The sequence below is a fragment of the Ohtaekwangia kribbensis genome (assembly GCF_042676245.1).
GTDB lineage: Bacteria > Bacteroidota > Bacteroidia > Cytophagales > Cyclobacteriaceae > Ohtaekwangia > Ohtaekwangia kribbensis.
In genome coordinates, this window is record NZ_JBHTKA010000001.1 from 1,495,849 (window position 1) to 1,515,454 (window position 19,606).

Annotated in this window: 18 protein-coding genes; 13 read left to right on the forward strand and 5 right to left on the reverse strand. The window is 44.0% G+C overall.

Features of this window, described 5'->3' with window-relative positions; translation table 11 throughout:
* Positions 1–33 precede the first annotated feature (33 nt).
* Entirely contained in the window at positions 34–369 is a 336-nt protein-coding gene (locus tag ACFQ21_RS05905) for a YbaB/EbfC family nucleoid-associated protein (RefSeq protein WP_377576167.1), read from the forward strand.
* Positions 366–1,373, forward strand: a complete 1,008-nt coding sequence (locus tag ACFQ21_RS05910) for a glycosyltransferase family 2 protein (protein WP_377576170.1) — start codon at positions 366–368, stop codon at positions 1,371–1,373. Before ACFQ21_RS05905 ends, ACFQ21_RS05910 begins: the two co-directional genes overlap by 4 nt.
* Here the strand turns inward: ACFQ21_RS05910 and ACFQ21_RS05915 are convergent.
* Positions 1,367–1,594 carry a PspC domain-containing protein gene (locus ACFQ21_RS05915; protein WP_377576173.1) on the reverse strand — a complete coding sequence of 76 codons (228 nt, stop codon included), beginning with the start codon at positions 1,592–1,594 and terminating at the stop codon, positions 1,367–1,369. The two genes, ACFQ21_RS05910 and ACFQ21_RS05915, sit on opposite strands and share 7 nt — an antisense overlap.
* 192 nt (positions 1,595–1,786) lie before the next feature.
* Here ACFQ21_RS05915 and ACFQ21_RS05920 point away from each other — a divergent pair, with 192 nt between their 5' ends.
* The 10 genes from ACFQ21_RS05920 (at position 1,787) to ACFQ21_RS05965 (ending at position 13,603) form a co-directional block, all read left to right on the forward strand.
* Complete coding sequence (locus tag ACFQ21_RS05920; RefSeq protein WP_377576176.1) at positions 1,787–3,562, forward strand: tetratricopeptide repeat protein; 1,776 nt, start codon at positions 1,787–1,789, stop codon at positions 3,560–3,562.
* Between the two features lie 115 nt (positions 3,563–3,677).
* Positions 3,678–4,658 (forward strand): pyruvate dehydrogenase complex E1 component subunit beta, encoded by a 981-nt coding sequence (locus ACFQ21_RS05925; protein ID WP_377576179.1) that lies wholly within the window; start codon positions 3,678–3,680, stop codon positions 4,656–4,658.
* Between the two features lie 164 nt (positions 4,659–4,822).
* Positions 4,823–5,383, forward strand: coding sequence for a Crp/Fnr family transcriptional regulator (locus ACFQ21_RS05930; RefSeq protein ID WP_377576182.1), 561 nt, complete (start codon positions 4,823–4,825; stop codon positions 5,381–5,383).
* A gap of 97 nt (positions 5,384–5,480) precedes the next feature.
* Complete coding sequence (locus tag ACFQ21_RS05935; RefSeq protein ID WP_377576185.1) at positions 5,481–6,575, forward strand: adenylate/guanylate cyclase domain-containing protein; 1,095 nt, start codon at positions 5,481–5,483, stop codon at positions 6,573–6,575.
* Between the two features lie 212 nt (positions 6,576–6,787).
* Entirely contained in the window at positions 6,788–7,192 is a 405-nt protein-coding gene (locus tag ACFQ21_RS05940; RefSeq protein WP_377576187.1) for a hypothetical protein, read from the forward strand.
* A 47-nt stretch (positions 7,193–7,239) separates the two neighbouring features.
* Entirely contained in the window at positions 7,240–8,268 is a 1,029-nt protein-coding gene (locus ACFQ21_RS05945) for an efflux RND transporter periplasmic adaptor subunit (RefSeq protein ID WP_377576190.1), read from the forward strand.
* A 6-nt stretch (positions 8,269–8,274) separates the two neighbouring features.
* Positions 8,275–11,367, forward strand: coding sequence for an efflux RND transporter permease subunit (locus ACFQ21_RS05950; RefSeq protein ID WP_377576193.1), 3,093 nt, complete (start codon positions 8,275–8,277; stop codon positions 11,365–11,367).
* Positions 11,368–11,387: 20 nt separating this feature from the next.
* The gene (locus ACFQ21_RS05955; protein ID WP_377576196.1) at positions 11,388–12,740 is read left to right on the forward strand and encodes a TolC family protein; all 1,353 of its coding nucleotides are present in this window, start codon (positions 11,388–11,390) and stop codon (positions 12,738–12,740) included.
* 22 nt (positions 12,741–12,762) lie between these two features.
* Positions 12,763–12,972: a hypothetical protein gene (locus ACFQ21_RS05960; protein ID WP_377576199.1), complete on the forward strand. Its 210-nt coding sequence runs from the start codon at positions 12,763–12,765 to the stop codon at positions 12,970–12,972.
* 7 nt (positions 12,973–12,979) lie between these two features.
* Positions 12,980–13,603: an outer membrane beta-barrel protein gene (locus tag ACFQ21_RS05965; RefSeq protein WP_377576202.1), complete on the forward strand. Its 624-nt coding sequence runs from the start codon at positions 12,980–12,982 to the stop codon at positions 13,601–13,603.
* A 116-nt stretch (positions 13,604–13,719) separates the two neighbouring features.
* On the opposite strand, the gene ACFQ21_RS05970 is transcribed toward ACFQ21_RS05965, so the two are convergent.
* The 4 genes from ACFQ21_RS05970 to ACFQ21_RS05985 form a co-directional block, all read right to left on the reverse strand.
* Positions 13,720–15,012 carry a Gfo/Idh/MocA family protein gene (locus tag ACFQ21_RS05970; protein ID WP_377576205.1) on the reverse strand — a complete coding sequence of 431 codons (1,293 nt, stop codon included), beginning with the start codon at positions 15,010–15,012 and terminating at the stop codon, positions 13,720–13,722.
* 62 nt (positions 15,013–15,074) lie between these two features.
* Positions 15,075–16,307, reverse strand: a complete 1,233-nt coding sequence (locus tag ACFQ21_RS05975; protein WP_377576208.1) for a M48 family metallopeptidase — start codon at positions 16,305–16,307, stop codon at positions 15,075–15,077.
* Positions 16,308–16,408: 101 nt separating this feature from the next.
* The gene (locus ACFQ21_RS05980) at positions 16,409–17,044 is read right to left on the reverse strand and encodes a hypothetical protein (RefSeq protein ID WP_377576210.1); all 636 of its coding nucleotides are present in this window, start codon (positions 17,042–17,044) and stop codon (positions 16,409–16,411) included.
* A 55-nt stretch (positions 17,045–17,099) separates the two neighbouring features.
* The gene (locus tag ACFQ21_RS05985; protein ID WP_377576213.1) at positions 17,100–17,402 is read right to left on the reverse strand and encodes a YgaP family membrane protein; all 303 of its coding nucleotides are present in this window, start codon (positions 17,400–17,402) and stop codon (positions 17,100–17,102) included.
* A 369-nt stretch (positions 17,403–17,771) separates the two neighbouring features.
* Between ACFQ21_RS05985 and ACFQ21_RS05990 the strand changes: the two genes are divergently transcribed.
* Entirely contained in the window at positions 17,772–19,592 is a 1,821-nt protein-coding gene (locus ACFQ21_RS05990) for an ABC transporter ATP-binding protein (protein ID WP_377576216.1), read from the forward strand.
* Positions 19,593–19,606 lie beyond the last annotated feature (14 nt).

A 19,606-nucleotide genomic window follows, 5' to 3' on the forward strand; every position in this document is an offset into this window, starting at 1 on the left:
TTTAATTTCCGGACCCCGTAAAAACAATACAGTATGTTTGACATGATGAAAATGATGGGCAAGATGAAAGAAGTTCAGGCCCGTATGAAGGAAGCACAGGATAATCTGGTAAATGTACGTGCACATGGTGAAGCTGGTGCAGGTATGGTAAAGGCAACTGTAAATGGCAAGAAGCAACTGGTATCATTGGACATAGACCCTTCGCTTTTAAAAGGTGATGATAAAGTAATTGTACAGGACCTGGTAGTAGCCGCAGTAAATAAAGCTTCCGAAGAAGCCGAAGTATTGGCCAAGGAAGAGTTACGCAAAAGCACCGAAGGTTTATTACCCAACATTCCGGGCTTAGACTTAAGCGGCCTCATGGGATGAGCCACACCGCAGTAGTTATTCTGAATTATAACGGGGAGAAATTTTTGAAACAGTTTCTCCCTGCTGTTATCTCACACTCCCGCGAAGCAGAGATCATTGTAGCTGACAACGGCTCTACCGATCAGTCGATCGCACTGCTTGAAAAAGATTTTCCATCCGTCAGGATCATTCGCCTCGATAATAATTACGGATACTGCGGTGGCTATAACCGCGCACTGCGCCAGGTACAAGCCGATTACTATGTGTTGCTAAACTCAGATATAGAGGTAACTCCGCAGTGGCTTCAACCGATGATCGCGCTGTTGGACAGCAATCCATCTATAGCGGCTCTTCAACCGAAGATACTCTCTTATCATAATCGTAGCGTGTTTGAATATGCCGGTGCTGCCGGTGGCTTGATGGATACATTGGGCTATCCGTTCTGCCGGGGAAGAATATTTGATTATGTAGAAGAAGACAAAGGACAGTATAATGATATACGCCCGGTATTCTGGGCAACCGGAGCCTGTCTCATGATCCGATCAAAGGCTTATCACCAGTTCAATGGACTCGATGAAGATTTTTTCGCGCACATGGAAGAAATAGACCTTTGCTGGAAACTTCATCGTGATAATCAACAGGTATACTATTGTGGAGCGAGTATAGTATACCATGTAGGAGCCGGTACGTTGGGCTATGAAAACCCGCGCAAGACCTATCTTAACTTCCGAAACGGCCTCGCCCTTATCTTCAAACACTTTGATACGGCAGAGCTACTCTATAAATTTCCCGTGCGTATAGCCCTAGACTGGCTTGCGGCCTTTATGTATCTGCTAAAGGGTAAAACAGGAAACTTTACCGCTGTATTTCAGGCACATATCAGTTTTATAGGAGCTATCGGTAATAACCAGCGAAAGCGCAGGCAACTGCGTAACCAATACCCGCATTATAGTAGAGTAAGTCTATATACTGGTATAGTTATAGTTGACTTCTTCCTTCGTGGTAAACGAAAGATCGGTCAATAGTCCCAGATGGGTTTACGCTTACGCAGATGTTTGCGCATGTTCATAATAAAGGCCAGGGAAAGGTATACGATCAGCGGAGAGCCGAACGTTATAAAGGAGGTATAAATAAAAAACAGACGTATACTGGATGTAGCGACACCCAGCTTTTCACCCAGATGCGTGCACACCCCGAAAGCCTGACTCTCAAAGAAGTCCTGGATTTTATCCGTTAGTTGGTTCATATTATCTACACATTTAGATTTTCAACTTGTCAAAAAGTTGATTTATCGAGCAAAAATCCGGCTTACAAATATAACAGCCTCAGGCCCTTATTATTACCTATCTCATCTTATTTTTTTGAGTATAATTGCAAAAAAATACACATAAGTATAGTTTTGCAACCTGTTAAAAATCAAACAATAAACCACAATCCAATGAGAAAAGTAGTTTACTCATGTCTGGTCTTCGGTGCATTGACCCTTGCGGGCTGTACGCTGCCCAAGATGGTGAAGATGTCGAAAGAGCAGCAGCTCACTGTTACACCAAACCCGCTGGAAGTTCACAAAGACACTGTTGCCTTTGAAATGGCAGCAAACCTCCCTGTTAAAATGTTGAAGAAAGGTACAGTTTATACTGTGAACAGCTTCTATAAATATGGAGACAAAGAACTTGCACTGGATCCTATTCCATTCAAAGCTGAAGACTATCCAAATAGCAAGACTGAACAGCCTAAAGTAACCAAGAACTTCTCTTTCGCTTATCAGCCTGCCATGAAAACCGGTACGCTTGAAGTTGAAGGTGTAGCTTCTAAAGGCGAAAAGTCTAAAGCATCTCCTCGTATGCCTGTTGCAACAGGAGTAATCACTACTTCTAAACTTGTTAAGCCAGTATATTTCGCTGCCTATGCAGGTCACGGTTACAACAACCAGGAAGAACTTACACCAATTGTAATTCCTGATTTCATCTTCGAACAAGGTAAATCTGTTCTGAGAACATCTGAGATAAAGAGCCCTAAAGGAAAGCAGTTAGATGCATTCATCGCTTCTAAAAACGCTACCCGTACGGTAACTATCACGGGTACTCACTCTCCTGAAGGTGCTGAACGTATCAACAGCAAACTGTCTCCGGATCGTGCTGCTGCTATCGAAGCTTTCTACCGTAAGGAAATGAAGAAGTACGATTACAAAGGCAAGGCTGATTCTATCCAGTTCATCCTGAAGCCTGTAATCCAAGACTGGGCTCAATTCAAAACTGAACTCGAAGCTTATACTGGTATATCTTCTGAAGAGAAGGCTGAATACCTGAACATCATCAACGGTGGCGGTACTTTCGAAGATCAGGAAAAACAAATGAAAGGTCTGAAGACTTACAAGAAAGTTTTCAAAGATGTATATCCTAAACTGAGAACTGCTAAAACTGAAATTCTTGTTGTAAAAGAGAAGAAGACAGATGCAGAGATCTCTGTACTTGCTAAACAAATCACACAAAATTCAGTTAGCGCAGATACACTTTCTTTCGAAGAACTGATGTACGCTGCTACGCTTACTCCTTCATTGGATGAGAAAGCTGCGATCTACGAAGCTGCTACTAAAAAAGGTTCTAACTGGAATGCACACAACAACTTAGGTGCAGTATATATCGCTCAGGCTATTGAGAACCCTAGCAACGCTGCTGCTTTAGCAGACAAAGCTCAGGCTCAATTAGACATCGCTGTTAAACTGCAGGAAGCTCCTGAAGTTCACGCTAACCTGGCTTCTGTATCCTTATTGAAAGGTAACGCGTATGCTGCTTACAACCACGCTAGTAAAGCGATCAGCAGCGGTCTTACTGGCGACAACGCAGCTGGTGTTAACGGTGTGAAAGGTGCTACTGAAATCATTAAAGCTGAGTACGCTGCAGCGGTTAGCTCTGAGTCTAACGCTACAGACAATGCTGACAACCTGTTCAACAAAGGTCTGGCACAAGTACTTAACAAAGATTACCAGAATGCATTAACTTCATTCAATGAAGCTATCAGCAAAAACAGCAACCTTGCTATCGCTCACTACGGTGCAGCTGTAGCTTCTGCAAGATTAGGTCAGGCAGACGGTGTGGTTAGTCACCTGACAGATGCAGTTAAAATTGATCCGTCTTTGAAAGAAGCAGCACTTAGCGACCTTGAGTTCGCGAAGTTCTCAGCTACTGAAACTTTCAGAAACGCATTGAAATAAGGTAAACTCATTGGAATAACAATAGGTAGAAAACCCTTCCGAATGATCGGGAGGGTTTTTTATTTGCCCAATCCGTCCACGGATACTATTTTTACACGCTTTTCAAAATACCGACATGAGAGAAATCCAGTTTAGAGAGGCCTTGCGCGAGGCCATGAGCGAAGAAATGCGCAGAGACCCAAGCGTAGTGCTTATGGGTGAAGAGGTTGCCGAATACAACGGTGCCTACAAGGTGAGCCAGGGCATGCTGGCCGAATTCGGTGCCGAGCGTGTTTTAGACACTCCTATTTCAGAACTTGGTTTTGCAGGTATCGGTGTCGGAGCGGCCATGAACGGGCTGCGTCCAATCGTTGAATTTATGACATTCAACTTTTCCCTGGTGGCTATCGACCAGGTGATCAACTCTGCTGCCAAAATATATTCAATGTCTGGCGGGCAATATAGTGCTCCGATGGTTTTCCGCGGACCTACCGGTAACGCAGGTCAGCTTGGTGCACAGCACTCTCAAAACTTCGAGAACTGGTATGCTAACTGCCCGGGATTGAAAGTAGTAGTTCCTTCCAATCCATATGATGCAAAAGGTCTTCTGAAAGCTTCCATCCGCGATAACGATCCGGTGATCTTCATGGAGTCTGAAGTGATGTATGGTGATAAAGGTGAAGTTCCTGCAGAGGAATACATTATCCCGATTGGTCTTGCTGATATCAAGAAGGCCGGTAGTGATGTTACCATCGTTTCATTCGGTAAGATCATGAAAGTTGCTTTGGCTGCAGCGGCTGAACTTGAGAAAGAAGGTATATCTGCTGAAGTGATCGATCTTCGTTCCGTTCGTCCGATCGACTATGCTACTGTGGTTGAATCTGTAAAGAAAACAAACCGCCTGGTGATCGTTGAAGAAGCATGGCCTCTTTCATCTATCGCGACTGAAATTACATACCACGTACAGAAACATGCGTTCGATTACCTGGATGCTCCTATCCACCGTATCAACAGCCTGGATGTACCACTGCCATATGCACCTACATTGATCCAAGCTATTCTGCCAAACGTAGAAAGAACGGTGAAGGCTGTGAAAGCTGTATTGTACAGAGACTAGATTATAGAAATTCAAACTATATAAAAAGCCGCGTCTACCTGATGCGGCTTTTCTTTTTCAGGGTACGCAATAGTATCTTTTATAGTACCGAACATCTAAAATCGTAGTCATTTTCACCGAGGTGCCAACGGTTCTCGTTAATTTGTGGTATGTAAACAAAAATTATGGAGCTACTATCCTATATAACCTCGAAGATTAAACTCGATCCCGAAGTATGTTCCAAAATAGTAGCAGCCTTTAAAACGGAATCATATACCAGGGGCGCACACCTGATAAAGCCGGGCGGTTCGTCATCAAAAGTATATTTTATCGAAAAAGGATTGATACGTACGTTTTACTATAAAGATGAGCGTGACATAACACAGTTCTTTTTCGATGCAGGGTCGTTTACCACGCCTCTGAATAGTGTCTTCTACGGTAAACAAGAGCCCTACGGATGGGAAACTCTGGAAGACACCATCGTAAAGGTAATTCCATACCACGAACTGGAAGCAATGTGCGTTCGTATACCCGAGGTTCAGCGGATGCTTTTTCTGGCTGCCATCGACACGCTGAATATGTTTGTTATTAAGCTGGAGTCTCTTCAATTCCAGACGGCCGAGCAGCGCTACAGCTCCATGATGGAAATGTACCCCGAAATATTACTACGCGTACCGCTCGGTCATATAGCCTCATACCTCGGCATAACCCAGCAAACGCTTAGTGTGATCAGGGCCAAACGGTAAATTTCTTTTCCCTACAGGGCGCTTTTTAATATATCTTAAAAAAGTATTCTCCGCTTCTCGCTTCTTTTGCACCTGCAACGGCAGAACAAAGTAATTCATGAAAGCGGCCATAAATAACTACGCGCGGAAAGTTAACCGACCTTACCTCATTGTATTGGTCATCGCTTACGTAGCCGGAATGAACATTTTTGTCCTGCTGAAAATGCTCGGGCTAAAAGAATTGAACGAGATCAATCTCCAAACTCAACAGGCTCTGCTCCCACTCTCATCGTGCATGGCCCTGCTCGTGGCACTGGGTATAGCATTCATGGAGGTGTATATATTTAATCGCTGGGAAAACTATCCTTTCGGAAGATTTATACTGTATAAATACAGCATCATTATCTTGTTGATAACGACCGGTTGTATTCTCGTTTTTATATTCTTTGCACAGGTTTTTGAGAACAAATCTCTGAATGCATCGCTGCAGTCCATACCCGAATTCCTGCAAACCGAGATATTCCTTTCGGTATTCCTCTATCTTATACTTTTCAGTATTTTACTAAACATGATCAAAACGATCTATGACTACCTGGGGCCGCAAGCTATTGTAGGTGCTCTTCTCGGAAAATATAGTCAGCCGGTAGAAGAAGATCTTACGTTTTTGTTCATCGACCTGCAGGCATCCACCCGCATTGCCGAACAATTAGGACATGCACAATATAGTCGTTTTATAGAAAGCAGCTTTCAACTACTAACCGAAAGTATACATCAGCACGATGCAATTCTTTACCAGTTTGTAGGTGATGAAGCCGTGCTGCTTTGGCCTGCGCAAACTGCCCAGAAAACACTCGCACCATTAAAGCTATATTTTGACTTTATCAAAAAAATCGATCAGCAGAGCAATTACTTTACAAAATCATTTGGAGAAACGCCTCGCTTTAAAGCTGCAGTACATACCGGGCTTGTTACCGTTACCGAAATACGTACTATAAAACGAGACATCGTTTATCACGGAGATGTACTGAATACCTGTGCGCGGATGCTGGAGCAATGTAACACGCTGAAGAAAAATTTACTGGTATCATCACCCGTAGCGAACTGGCTCCAGGAAGCAGACCGGTTTACTGCCTCATTTGCTACACAGCTTACCTTTCGCGGTAAAGCTTCTGAAACCACTATCTACGAAATAACAACACCTTCAATACACTAGGTTTTCATACCTATAGCCAACTATACTTTACGGCCATTTAATAGTGGCTTCTGAAATCATATTGCCGGCATACTCAATACAAGTCCAAATTTATTTTCACATAGTTACCATACATGCTTAACAAAATCACCTTATGCCTATTCGTTTTTAATATATCTTAAAAAATATACTATGTCTTATAGTTTCCTTTGCTTCATCAAAAAAGAAAAGAGATGCAAGACAAAACGTTCAACAAACACCTGGTATATATAGCTGACGAAGCAGGCATGGCTTCTGTTTTCCCTGAATTAAAGCACGAACTTACCGAAACGTCTTCAACGGCAATAACCATACTATACCAATCCGTCAACGATCACTTTGCATTTACAAAAGAGCTGAACATACTCGAACGGTATTTTCCCGGAAAGCTATATATATCGTACGAATCCGAGGCCATGTCCGGTAATAATATATCCTGTCAAAGAACGATAGAAGCCATTATTAACACGAACATCATTCCGGAGACGAGCTTTATCGTATCAGGACAAACTGAATTTATTGAACAAGTCAAAACAGTTTTACAGTTCCTGGGTATCAACACAGTTACTGTTCATGAGCAGTTCTTTACCGACCTGTAGCACACTACACATCACATAATTCATCAACAGAAAATTATATATACTATATGAAATACAACTCTATTCTCGCCGTGCTCGTGCTATTCACAGCCTGCACAGGCAATCACGAACAAATCCACGCTGACGCAGACAGCGCCACGGCTGTAGAAGTGCAGAAGGTAACAGCACAAACAGTTCCGAACGTAATCACTTTAAGTGGAAGCATTGAAGGAAAAACTACCGTAAAGCTCGGTTTTATGGTACCGGGTAAAATTGAATATATAGCCGTAAAAGAAGGTTCACAGGTAACAAAAGATCAATTACTCGCAAACCTGGAGCCTACTAACTATACCATTGCCAAGCAGCTTTCTGATGTGCAGGAAAATGCTGCCCAGGATGAATTCAACCGCTTAGACCAGTTATATAAACGAGGCAGCCTGAGTGAAAGCGATCACACGAAAGCATCCTTTTCACTACAACAGGCTAAACTTCAGCAAAAGCTTGAGAATAAAAACCTGACCGACACAAAGCTCTATGCACCATTAACCGGTATACTGCTGAACAGGCAGGCAGAAGCAGGCGAGATCATTGCAGCCGGTACACCCTTGTTTGTAATCGCAGATATACAACATGTTATTGTCACAGCATTTATACCGGAAGGAGAATTACACCATGTTACCATTGGGCAACAGGCAGCGATCAGCATTGCCGCATTGAATAAGAAATTTACCGGCAAGATTACTGAGGTCGGTGCTATTGCAGATGCTACATCGCGCGCCTTTACAATAAAAGCGGAGATCGCGAACAACGATATGCTTATACGCCCGGGAATGATTGCTGAAGTACAACTCAACGGTAACTCAGATAGTATGGGTATACTGGTTCCGGCAGAGTCTGTCATTCATGATGTAGACAATCAAAGCTATATATATGTTGTGGATGAAGCCACGCACAAAGCATTCAGACGCAAGGTAAGTCTGGGTAGCATGATCGATAATAAACTACAGATTATCGCGGGCTTGTCGGCAGGTGAAGTAATTGTAACAGCTGGTCAGTCAAAACTCACCGATGGTGTCAGTATCACAGTCGTAAAATAATAAGTCATGAATTTTATTGAAGCAGCACTTAAGTACAAGCAGGTAACGCTGGCCGTACTACTCATGTTATTTGCCGTGGGTGTTAACTCGCTTTTGAATATGCCCAGGCGCGAAGATCCAAAAATCACCATCCGGCAAGGACTCGTGATTGCCTATTTTCCCGGAGCGAACGCTACGCAGGTGGAAGACCAGGTCACCAAAAAACTGGAGCAATATCTTTTTCAATACGAAGAAGTAGACAAGACCAAAACTACCTCGGCATCAAAGGACGGCATGGTAGTGATTACGGTTGAATTAAGCCAGGATGTAAAACATCCGGATGTATTCTGGAGTAAACTAAGACACCAGCTTCTCCTTGCACGCGAACTCGATTTACCCGCAGGCGTAAACGGTCCGATCGTAGACTCTGACTTTGGTGATACTGAAGCGATGGTAATTGCATTGGACAGTAAATATGCAACCTACGAACAACTGAAGGGCTATGCGCAGAAAGTTGAAGATATGATTCGCACAATACCAGCCGCATCAAAAATAAAACGCATTGGCGACCAGCGCCAGCAGATCGTAGCTTCATCCAATTCAGAAAAATTATCACAGTATGGTATAAAGTTCGACCAGGTTGTACAACTGCTGCAGTCTCAAAACAGCATTCGTGCTACAGGAGAAGTAAAAACGGAAACACAGAAAACACCACTCTACACAGAAGGGTACTTTCACACCGAACAGGATCTGTCCAGCCAGATTGTAGGAGCTTCACCTTCAGGAGCACTTGTGCGATTAGGCGATGTTGCTACGTTGAAGCGTGGCTATACCGAACCTGAAAGCATCCTTACCTGCAATGGTAACAAAGCTATTATGCTGTGCATCCAGATGCGTGAAGGAAATAATATTGTCGAATTCGGAAAGGCTGTAGAGGCTAGAATCAAGGATGCACGAACCATTATTCCGGGTAGTATAAACATCACTACACTCGTATCACAACCAACATTGGTCGATCAGAATATATCGCATTTCATCAAAGAGTTTTTCCTCGCTATAGCGTCTGTTATTGTTGTGGTAATCCTGCTGTTGCCCTTTCGTATTGCATCCGTAGCAGCCATGGCGATACCGATGACTGTCGCCCTTACATTCGCGATGATGAACTTACTCGGTATAGAACTGCACCAGGTATCATTAGCGGCATTGATACTTGTACTGGGCATGGTGGTGGATGATGCGATTGTTATTGCTGATAATTATGTAGAGTTACTCGATGAAAAAGTAGATCGCTGGACAGCCGCATGGCGAAGTGCGCACGATCTGATTATACCGGTGCTGGCCGCTACAATTACCATTATAGCATCGTTTATGCCGATGATCCTGATCAGTGGTTCTACGGGTGAATTTATAGCAACACTGCCCGTTACCGTAGCGATTGCGCTTATAGCCTCTTACTTCGTTGCGTTATTCCTGACACCGCTACTTTGCTATACCTTTATTAAAAAAGGACTGCATCAGCACGATCACACAACGCCCGCGATACATTCTGCCCCCGGGACAAAACCGAAAAAGTCTGTACTAACCTATATGCAAGATGGATATAACACCGCATTAGACTGGTGTATACGAAATCCTAAAACTACAGTGATCGGAAGTTTCGCTTCCCTCCTGCTCGTAGCCTTGCTGTTCAAGTTTGGTGTTCGCGAATTATTTTTTCCTCCGGCTGAACGCAACCAGTTTGTTATAGAGTTATGGATGCCAACGGGTACTAAACTCGAAAAGACAAATGAGACAATTCTGAAAGCTGAACATTTGCTAAAAGGTGATGCACGCGTTACCTCGTATGCTACCTTTACCGGAACATCTGCACCTCGTTTCTACTATAACTTTTCACCGGAGTTTCCTACCACTAATTATGCACTCATACTGGTAAACACTACATCCGAAGCAACGTCAGAAGAATTAGCAGAAGAACTTACTACGAAGGTCAGGAAGATTGCAGCCGATGGCAGATTCTTTGTAAAGTTGATGCAGCAAGGATCATCGCTCCAGGCACCCGTTGAAGTACGGATAGTCGGCGATGATATTACGCGACTCAAGCAAATCCGAAATGAAGTTCACGAAATTCTTAAACAGACTCCGGGTAGTCTCTTTGTACGCGATGATTTTTCCGAAGATCATTATGGTATCGGTCTTCAACTGAACGAAGAAGCTAAACGCCTGGGCTTCACTACCACCAGTATAGCACAATCGGTATTTACCGGATTCAACGGAGCGCCTATATCAACACTCTATGAAGGCAGCACACCTGTAGATATAGTACTTCGCCTCGATGCGAACAAACGACAAAGCACCACCGATCTTCAGAATATATACCTCACCTCTCCCGCTACAGGTGCTGAATTACCACTGAGACAAATCGCTACGCTTACACCACAATGGCAATCAGGTAAAATCATGCATCGCAACGGTGTACGCGCACTTACTGTGCAAAGCGAAACACAACCGGGTATATTACCGGCAGAACTTCTTGAAGCTATAAAACCGAAAATCGAAAAGCTTCATTTACCGGCAGGCTATCGCGTTGAGTATGGTGGTGAAGAGGCTAATAAGGATGAGGTATTCGCGGAGATGGTTACAGCACTCCTGATAAGCCTTGTATTGATCTTCCTGATACTGCTGTTTCAATTCAGAAACATAAAAGAAACGATCATTATCATGTTAACGATACCACTCAGTTTATTTGGTGCTATCCTGGGACTGGTCGTAACGGGCAACAATTTCAGTTTCACAGCTTTCATTGGACTGATCGCACTCTCCGGAATCGTAGTACGAAATGCTATTATACTGGTTGACTATACCAATATACTCCTGCGACAGGGAATGGACATCAAGACTGCGGCGACCGAAGCCGCCAAACGAAGACTTCGCCCTATATTTCTTACTGCTATGGCTGCAGCAATTGGTGTACTCCCCATGATCATTTCCGGTTCAGGCATGTGGGCACCACTCGCGAGTGTGCTTGCCTTCGGTGTAGTATGGAGCATGATCATGGCGTTACTCACCGTTCCGGTCTTATATATAGCGATGATCCGCCCACAAGAGAAAATACAATCTTAACATCTCAACTCCTTCTATTCATGAATTCATACATCAAGCGTACTCTACTGCTTGCAGGCATCCTTCTTGTCTCCTGCGTTTCGCTGCGGGCACAGAACAATGCACCCTATACACTGCAGCAACTTATTGATTCGGCTGTCGCCAAAAACAATCTGGTGTCTATAAAAGAATGGCAGCTTCAGGAAAAGATAAGTAAACTTAAAGAGGACGAAACCAAACGTTATCCATCGGTTATACTCGGTGCGAATTACCAGTATAATTTTTCACTCGGTGATCTCAATATACCGGCCGGTGCTATTGGTTCGGTACCGACACTTAACGGTGATCGATTGCTTCCGGCCGAGAATCAGCAAATGCAATTAGGACAACACGCAAACTATGGTGCCGATATAGCACTATACCAGCCGTTGCTGCAACAGGCCAGGATTAAAACCGGTCTGGACATTGATAGGGCCGATATAGCACGCTCTGAAAAAGAGAAAGTAAAAATGGTACGCGAACTAAAACTCGCTGTACGGAAATTATACTATGGTATATTGATTACCCGGAAGCAGCGCGAGGAAGCGGTTGTACGCCTTGAACTTGCGCAGGTTAAACTAACAGATGCAGAGAGTGCACTTACCGCAGGGAAAACAATATCCTCCAACCTGGCGGGACTCCGGGCACTGGTTGCGGAAGAAGAACAAAACATTCTAAAACTCGACATTGTTCTACAGGACTATAATCACGAACTGTCTGATATTACCAATATCCAGCATGATACCAACATAAGCCTGCAGCCGCTTGATACAACAACTGCACATATCGAAACCTCACCTGTAGAAGAGACTTTCCAGAATGCTAAAGCAGCAAACACTGATTTACGGATCGCGCGAATCGATCAAGAGAAAGCACTTCTGGGCATAAAAGCAGCAAAGCGAAGTAATCTGCCTGATATAGGTCTGGTGGCGGGATACTACTATCAAAAAGGGAATCCTATACTACCAACATCGAGTCCATATATAGGTATAAACCTGCGATGGAATCTGCAGGATCTTTTTACCAACCACCAGGTATTGAGACAACGTGAAGCACAGCTAAAGCAAGCCGAGCACAAGGTTTTATACCAGCAGCAGCAGCTTCGTGCAGATATAGATAAAACACATCGCAAGGTAAATCAAACCAAAGCGCTAATGGAAGTTGCACGCAAAGCCATGCGATATCGACACGAGGAGCTAAAAGTACAGCGGGACAAACAAGGTGCAGGTCTGAATATCAAAAGTGCTTTGCTTGAAGTAGAGGCTGCCGCAGCAAAATCGGAAGCAGACTTCTACGCTGCACAGTTATCATACCTGCTGACAATTGCTGAATTGGAACACCTTACAGGTCTTTAATCTCTACTAATAACAATCATATATGATTCTCCTTTTTAAAACCGATCTGGCCTGTAGCCATGATGTTGAACACATTGCAGCCGAACTGACAAAAATTACAGGCAGAAATAACTGGTCTGTAGATATAGGCGATGAAGATAAAGTGCTACGGGTGCTGACTGAGAAAGACATTACAGCCTCTATCCAGGACATTCTGTATAACCACGGCTTTACTTGTGAAACTCTGAAATAAAATATCCATGCTAAAATTAACAACCTGTAGTCTGCTGCTTCTGTTCGCAATACCTGTAAAGGCACAAGTAGATACCCTTAACCAGGCGCGCAAGCTGCTATACTATTTCAACGGAGGAATAGGACTCTATATTCCCACATCAACACACGGTGCGCTTAGTGAAACCGGTTTTGCCAGCAGCTTCCAATTCCAGGTCGACTACAAAAAGCATTTCTTCTCACGACTATATCTCGATCAGTACAACATAGCTTTTCTCACCGACTACACGGCCCGGGATGGCTCCAGCCTTTCCATCAAAGGAAAGATACCCAGTACGCTGATCGGCCTGGATATGGGGTATAGCTTCCGCATCAAGAAATTCTCACCGTATGCGTATACCGGAGCGGGTATAGCGATTACCGATATACCTTTTCTGGAAGAGACTTCTTCATCCGGCAACATAAGCTTAACGTCCCGATCGCGATCTGCGCTTTCGTTTCGCACCGGTGTCGGCATCGACTATAAAATCAACAGGTTCTTCATTCTCTACTTCGAATCCCAATTCCTGAGTTTCCCAATCACTACGCAGGTATATGATGGAAATTTGAATGGTGTGAGTTTACAGATTGGGTTTAAGACTCCGTTGCAATAGCTGTGAGTTTTTAGCTGTGAACTGCAAGAAGTAATTCATCGTATATATAGTTTAAAACGCGAGGGACACTTCGTGTATGTCCTTCGCATCTCCAGACTATAGTTCGTTTTAATAACCTATATTATTCCCGGGTACTTCCACTCTCCCCTATATGCGCGACTCAGGAGTTTATTCGCTTCGGCATCATTTTCAATCAATCCTTTCTCTCCGTTCCATTCAACACTTCTTCCGAGTTTCCAGCTGAGCATGCCGAGTAAGCTCATGTTGGTTGAGCGTTGTCCTATTTCAATATCGCATACCGGTAATTTATTAGTCTTGATGGATTGAAGGAAGTCAGACCACAGGCCTGCTATATTTTGCTGATCGGGTTCATCGAGCTTTGGTGCTTCGTGAATAATCTGCTTTTTGGTATCCGATGGATAGAACGTCCACCCGTCAAGCCAGCCCATGTGAAAGGTGCCTTCGGTGCCATAGAAGTAACAGCCTATATTTGTCTTCTCTGCTTCATTACCTGCATAGAGACGATGCTCCCATGTAGCTATAAAAGATTCAAACTCAAAACTAACGGTCTGGGTATCGGGCGCATCGGTGCTGTCCTGACGAATAAATCTTCCACCCGTTGAGTATACTTTTTTCGGATGCTTTTCTTCAGTCCACATCAATATCTGGTCCATCCAATGTATACCCCAGTCTCCAAGCTGACCATTGGCATAATCCAAATGCGTTCGAAAACCTTTCGGATGAATGGTTTTGTTGAAGGGCCTCAACGGTGCTGGTCCACACCACATATTCCAGTCCAGCTCTTTCGGTGGCTCACTATCGGGAGTCTTTGTACCGGCACCACCGGGGTAGTGTACGAAGGCTCGTACCATACCAATCTTCCCGGCTTTGCCTGATTTCAAAAACTGCATACCCGATACGTTGTGAGGCGATACTCTGCGGTGCGTTCCTACCTGTACAATACGTTGTGTATCGCGCGCAGCCTTCACCATCGCTTTACCTTCGTTGATGGTATGACATATAGGTTTCTCAACATATACATGCGCACCAATCTCCATGGCAGCAATAGCAATCAGTGGATGCCAGTGATCGGGTGTTGCCACAATAACAATCTCGGGTTTCTCTTTGCTTAACAGTTCGCGATAGTCGCGATATAGCTTCGGTGTATCTCCGTTTAACCGCTTTACCTCTTCAGCTGTCTTTGTCAAATGACTTGCATCAACATCGCAGAGCGCCACAATTTTACTTTCACCTGCCTGTATAGCACACCGCAGGATGTTATTACCCCACCAGCCACTGCCGATAAGTGCGGTTTTATACTTCTTATCTTTACCTGGAACATAGATGAGCGGTGCCGCAAGCGCTACACCGGTAGCGACAGAAGCCTTGATAAATTGTCTGCGATGCATGGGCGTCTTTTTTTTGAATGAGAAATTAAGGCTTTCTCCAAAAAGATCACACCATTTCTCCATCAACGGTTAATGGCATGCAATCGCTCCAGCAGCGGAGGATGCGAATAATGAAAGAATACATATAGCGGATGCGGGTATAGATCGCTCAAACTATCCACTGATAACTTCTTCAACGCATTGGCCAACGCAGTCCCGCTGTAGGTCTGCCGCGCATATGCATCTGCTTCAAACTCATTCTTGCGACTGAGTATACTCATCAGTAAACCTGTTATACCCGATACCGGTGAAAATAAAATAGCAAAGGCTATCAGGTTCAGATGAATGGCTTGTTGCTGTCCACCCAACGCCAGCGAAAGATTTTCATTGAAGATCATCAGCGAAAGCACATAGAGCATAAAAACAATTTGTACTACCGATACGATATAGCTCCACACAATGTGCTTCTTTTTAAAGTGCCCTACTTCGTGTGCCAGTACGGCCACCAGCTCTTCCGTTGTATGGTTGCTGATGAGTGTATCGTACAATACAATCTTTTTCTTTTTACCGATGCCCGAGAAGAACGCATTGGCTTTGCTGGAACGTTTCGATCCATCGATCACAAAAATATTATCAAGCGGAAAATCTACTTTCCGGGCAAATGCTTCGATGGCGGTTTTCAATTCTCCTTCCGGCAACGGAGCAAGTTTATTGAACAGCGGAAGAATTACCGATGCATAGAACATATTCATCAGCAACATGAACGAACAGGCAATAAGCGCAAACCAGATCCAGAAGTTCGGTCCTATAGTCTGCACCAGGTATATCAATGCAGCGAGCAGTGCGCCACCGATAAGCGCACCCAATATATACCCCTTCAGTTTATCGGCTATAAATATTTTAAGGGTTGTCTTATTGAAACCATATTTTTCCTCAATCACAAAGATGCGATGCCATTGAAACGGAAGCGTAAGAATATCGGAAGCAACGCTAATAACACCGAAGAAGGTTAATGCCAGCAATATCTCATTCTCCACTACATTTCGAAGTATACCATCAATCCAGCCAAAACCTCCGAAGAAAAGCATACCAAGCGACAACAGAAAACTGAATGCGGAAGTAAGGAATGAAAAATTAGTTAACTCGCGATGATACTGCAGCGACTTGATATACTTCGCACGATCATAGAAAGCAGCAATCTCATCCGGAATATCTTCGCGTTGTGCCTGCAGGTTTATATACTCCAGGATCTGCTCGAAAATATAGCTGATGGTCGTGATGGAAATTATAATATACAGGATCGTCTGCGGTTGCATAGGTTCGTTTATGAAGCCGCAAAAATCATCAAGTTTCGCGAGTAAATCAACGTATTCGTTTGATAAGCGCTACTTTGTTGTATACTAATTGTTGTTTTAAACTAATCGTTGCTTTTGCTGCCCCTGGCTTTATCTTTTTTATTGGCCCTGTCTTCTTTTCGGGACTTGTCTTTATCTTTCGAAGATTCTTTCTCGCTCTTTACTTCAGCTTTCCGTTCGTCTTTCGATTCTTTTGTCGCGCGCTCTGATCCGGATGAAGACGAAGCGTTTGATGCCTTCACACTGCCTCTGCGAGGTGGCGGTGAGCCTGCCATGTTCGGTGTACTGCGTTGTACATTGTTGGTTCCATCGCGATCCTTACCATCATTCTCGGAAATAGTGCTGGGCGAACCTGCCGAGCTTGTACCGGTTTCAAAAATAGATGTCTCGTTGGTGTTGGCCGGACTATTCGGATTCGCATCATCCTGTGCCTTGTTCGATTCGTTTTTCACTGCGCGATTTTCAGTTGGTTGCTGGCGCGCATTTATACCGGTGGTCGTGGTTGTATCGGCTTGCGTTCCTTTATTGCGATTACGATTCAACTCCAACTCACGAAGTTCTTTCTGGCTCGGTTTAGCCTGGCTCTGATTTATAGTGGGCCTTCTGCTTTGCGTACGTTTACTTGAATCACTCACTTGCGCGTGAAGCTCGGTTATGCCGATAAGTATAATGATCCATGGAATGAATATAGCTTTCATCTGTTGTTGCTTTATAGTTTCAAAAAAACATACCGGCAAGCATATATAAGCAAGCTTAGTAAGCCAGTACCTTGAATGTACCGGTTGCCTGTGGTAATGCTGCATTTACGGCTTTGCTTTTATTGAGCAATGCGTTGACAGCGCAATAGCCTGTTATACCTCTTGCTAAAAGATATCCGCCTCCGAGTATCAACGAAATACCTTTACCTCTTTCAAAGTGACGAACGCCTGCTACAGCCAGCGCGAGTCCGCTTACTACGGATATAATTCGCTCGCCAGGAGTAACATTTGTGATGGATGAAACTGATGTCAGCAATGCCCCGGCATCTCTGTTTACGTCTGTGTTATAGCTGCTCATAACTAATTACATTAAAAGTAAATTTCATGTTGTCCTTTGCATATTCATGCAGGGAGTATACATGCGTACGTAAAAAAATATACCATTATGTTCATGCTAAGTCCCGCGCAAAATTCTTTCCCGCAGAGGTCGCAGACTTACGCAGAATAAAGGCAGATCAATCCAATCTTAGTGTTGTCAAAATTCTACAGTAACAGGTTAACGACTGTTTGCTATAACGAAAACTCAAGAAGAGTGTACTTCTGGAAATCTTCAGAAAATGTATGATTGCGGTAAAATATAGTCGGATGTAATATTGCCAGTACATTTAAGTGGCTCCGACCCCGTTGCTTCATCAACTTTGTAATGCAAAAAACACCCCCATTTTTTATGAGAAATCCATATGTATCCATGCTCAAAACGGCATGGAAGTATGCGCGCCACGAGAAGAAACGATTTGTATTGATATACTCGATGTTTGTTGTCTCAAACATCATTGTCGCGATCAACCCACTTTTTTACGGCTGGTTTGTCAATGCGCTTCAGCAAAACACTCAAGCAGTTTTAGAAGTGGGCTGGATGTATGCCGGAGGCTTCATTGGACTTCGTCTGCTAGAATGGGCCTTTCACGGTCCGGCTCGCGTTATGGAGCGTAAGCTTGCCTTTGGCATTGCCCGTAACTACGTAGAGGAATTATATCATAAAGTTTTACACTTGCCTGTAAAGTGGCACCAGGATCACCACAGCGGTGCCACGATCAATCGCCTGCGCAAATCGCATGAGGCGCTTCGTGATTTCTTCCAGAACGGTTTCATCTACATGTACTCTTTTGGCAAGTTTTTCTTTTCGTTCAGTGCAATGCTTTACTTTTCGCCTCTGTTCGGAACGATCGGCATTGCACTCGGAGCTATCACGGTATTCATCATCATTAAATTCGACAAGCCTTTCATTGCCAGTCAGCGCGAGGTAACCGAACGCGAGCATGAGGTTTCTTCCACGCTGTTCGACAGTCTTTCCAACATCATTACGGTTATAACACTGCGTCTTGAGAAGCGGATTCAGAAAAGCTTTATGGAGAAGCTTATGAAAGTTTTTCCTCCGTTCAAACGTAATGTTACCATCAATGAATGGAAATGGTTTATCGCGCAGATGATGGTGGGACTTATCTATGCCGTTACAACCATTGGTTATTTATACCAGCACTATACTCCGGGTGAAACACTATATATCGGTGGTCTCGTAATTCTGTTGGGATATGTGAATCAGTTTACAAGTGTGTTTAACGATATAGCATCGCACTATACGCAGATTACGAAGTATGATGTAGAGATCCAGAATTCACGCGAGCTGGAAAAAGCGTATGACGAGTTTCACCACGTTCGCGAAGAACGTCATTTACCGAAAGACTGGAAACAGATTGAAATACAAAGCCTCAACTTCGAGCGCAGTGAAAAAGCGGGCGACAGAACTCCTACCGGGTTGAAAGACCTGGATATGCGCATAAAAAGAGGCGAACGCATTGCCTTGATCGGTGAAAGCGGAAGTGGCAAGAGTACATTACTCTCACTGCTGCGCGGACTATATACTCCGAAAGAAGGATCACGCGTATACACTGACAACGGTGTGGCCAGTGATTTCGACAGCATTGCCAATGCTGTAACGCTGTTTCCTCAGGAACCGGAAATTTTTGAAAACACAATTCTGTATAATATAACACTCGGACTCCCCTTCTCTGAACAGGAAGTGATGGAAGTGTGCGAGGCTGCACACTTTGCTGATGTGATCAACAAACTTCCGCAGGGACTTGAGACACACATCAAGGAGAAAGGAGTAAATCTTTCGGGTGGACAGAAGCAGCGTTTAGCACTGGCCCGTGGTATACTCGCGGCACGCAGCAGCAGCATTGTATTGCTGGATGAGCCTACCAGCAGCGTTGATCCGCGAACGGAGAATTGGATCTATGCAAACCTGTTCAAGGCATTCAAGAAGAAAGCGGTTATATCGTCCTTGCACAGACTTCATTTACTTACGAAGTTCGACTATATCTATATTCTGAGAAACGGTTCTGTTATAGCCGAAGGAACGTTTGATGAACTGAAGCGTACGAGCCTCGTGTTTAAAGAACTTTGGGAGCACCAGGTAGCGGAAAGTGCTGAGGAATCTGCTTCTGTTGAAAAAGATTCAGCCCAGCAACTTCCGGTTGCCCTGTAAAAAATCAAAATATA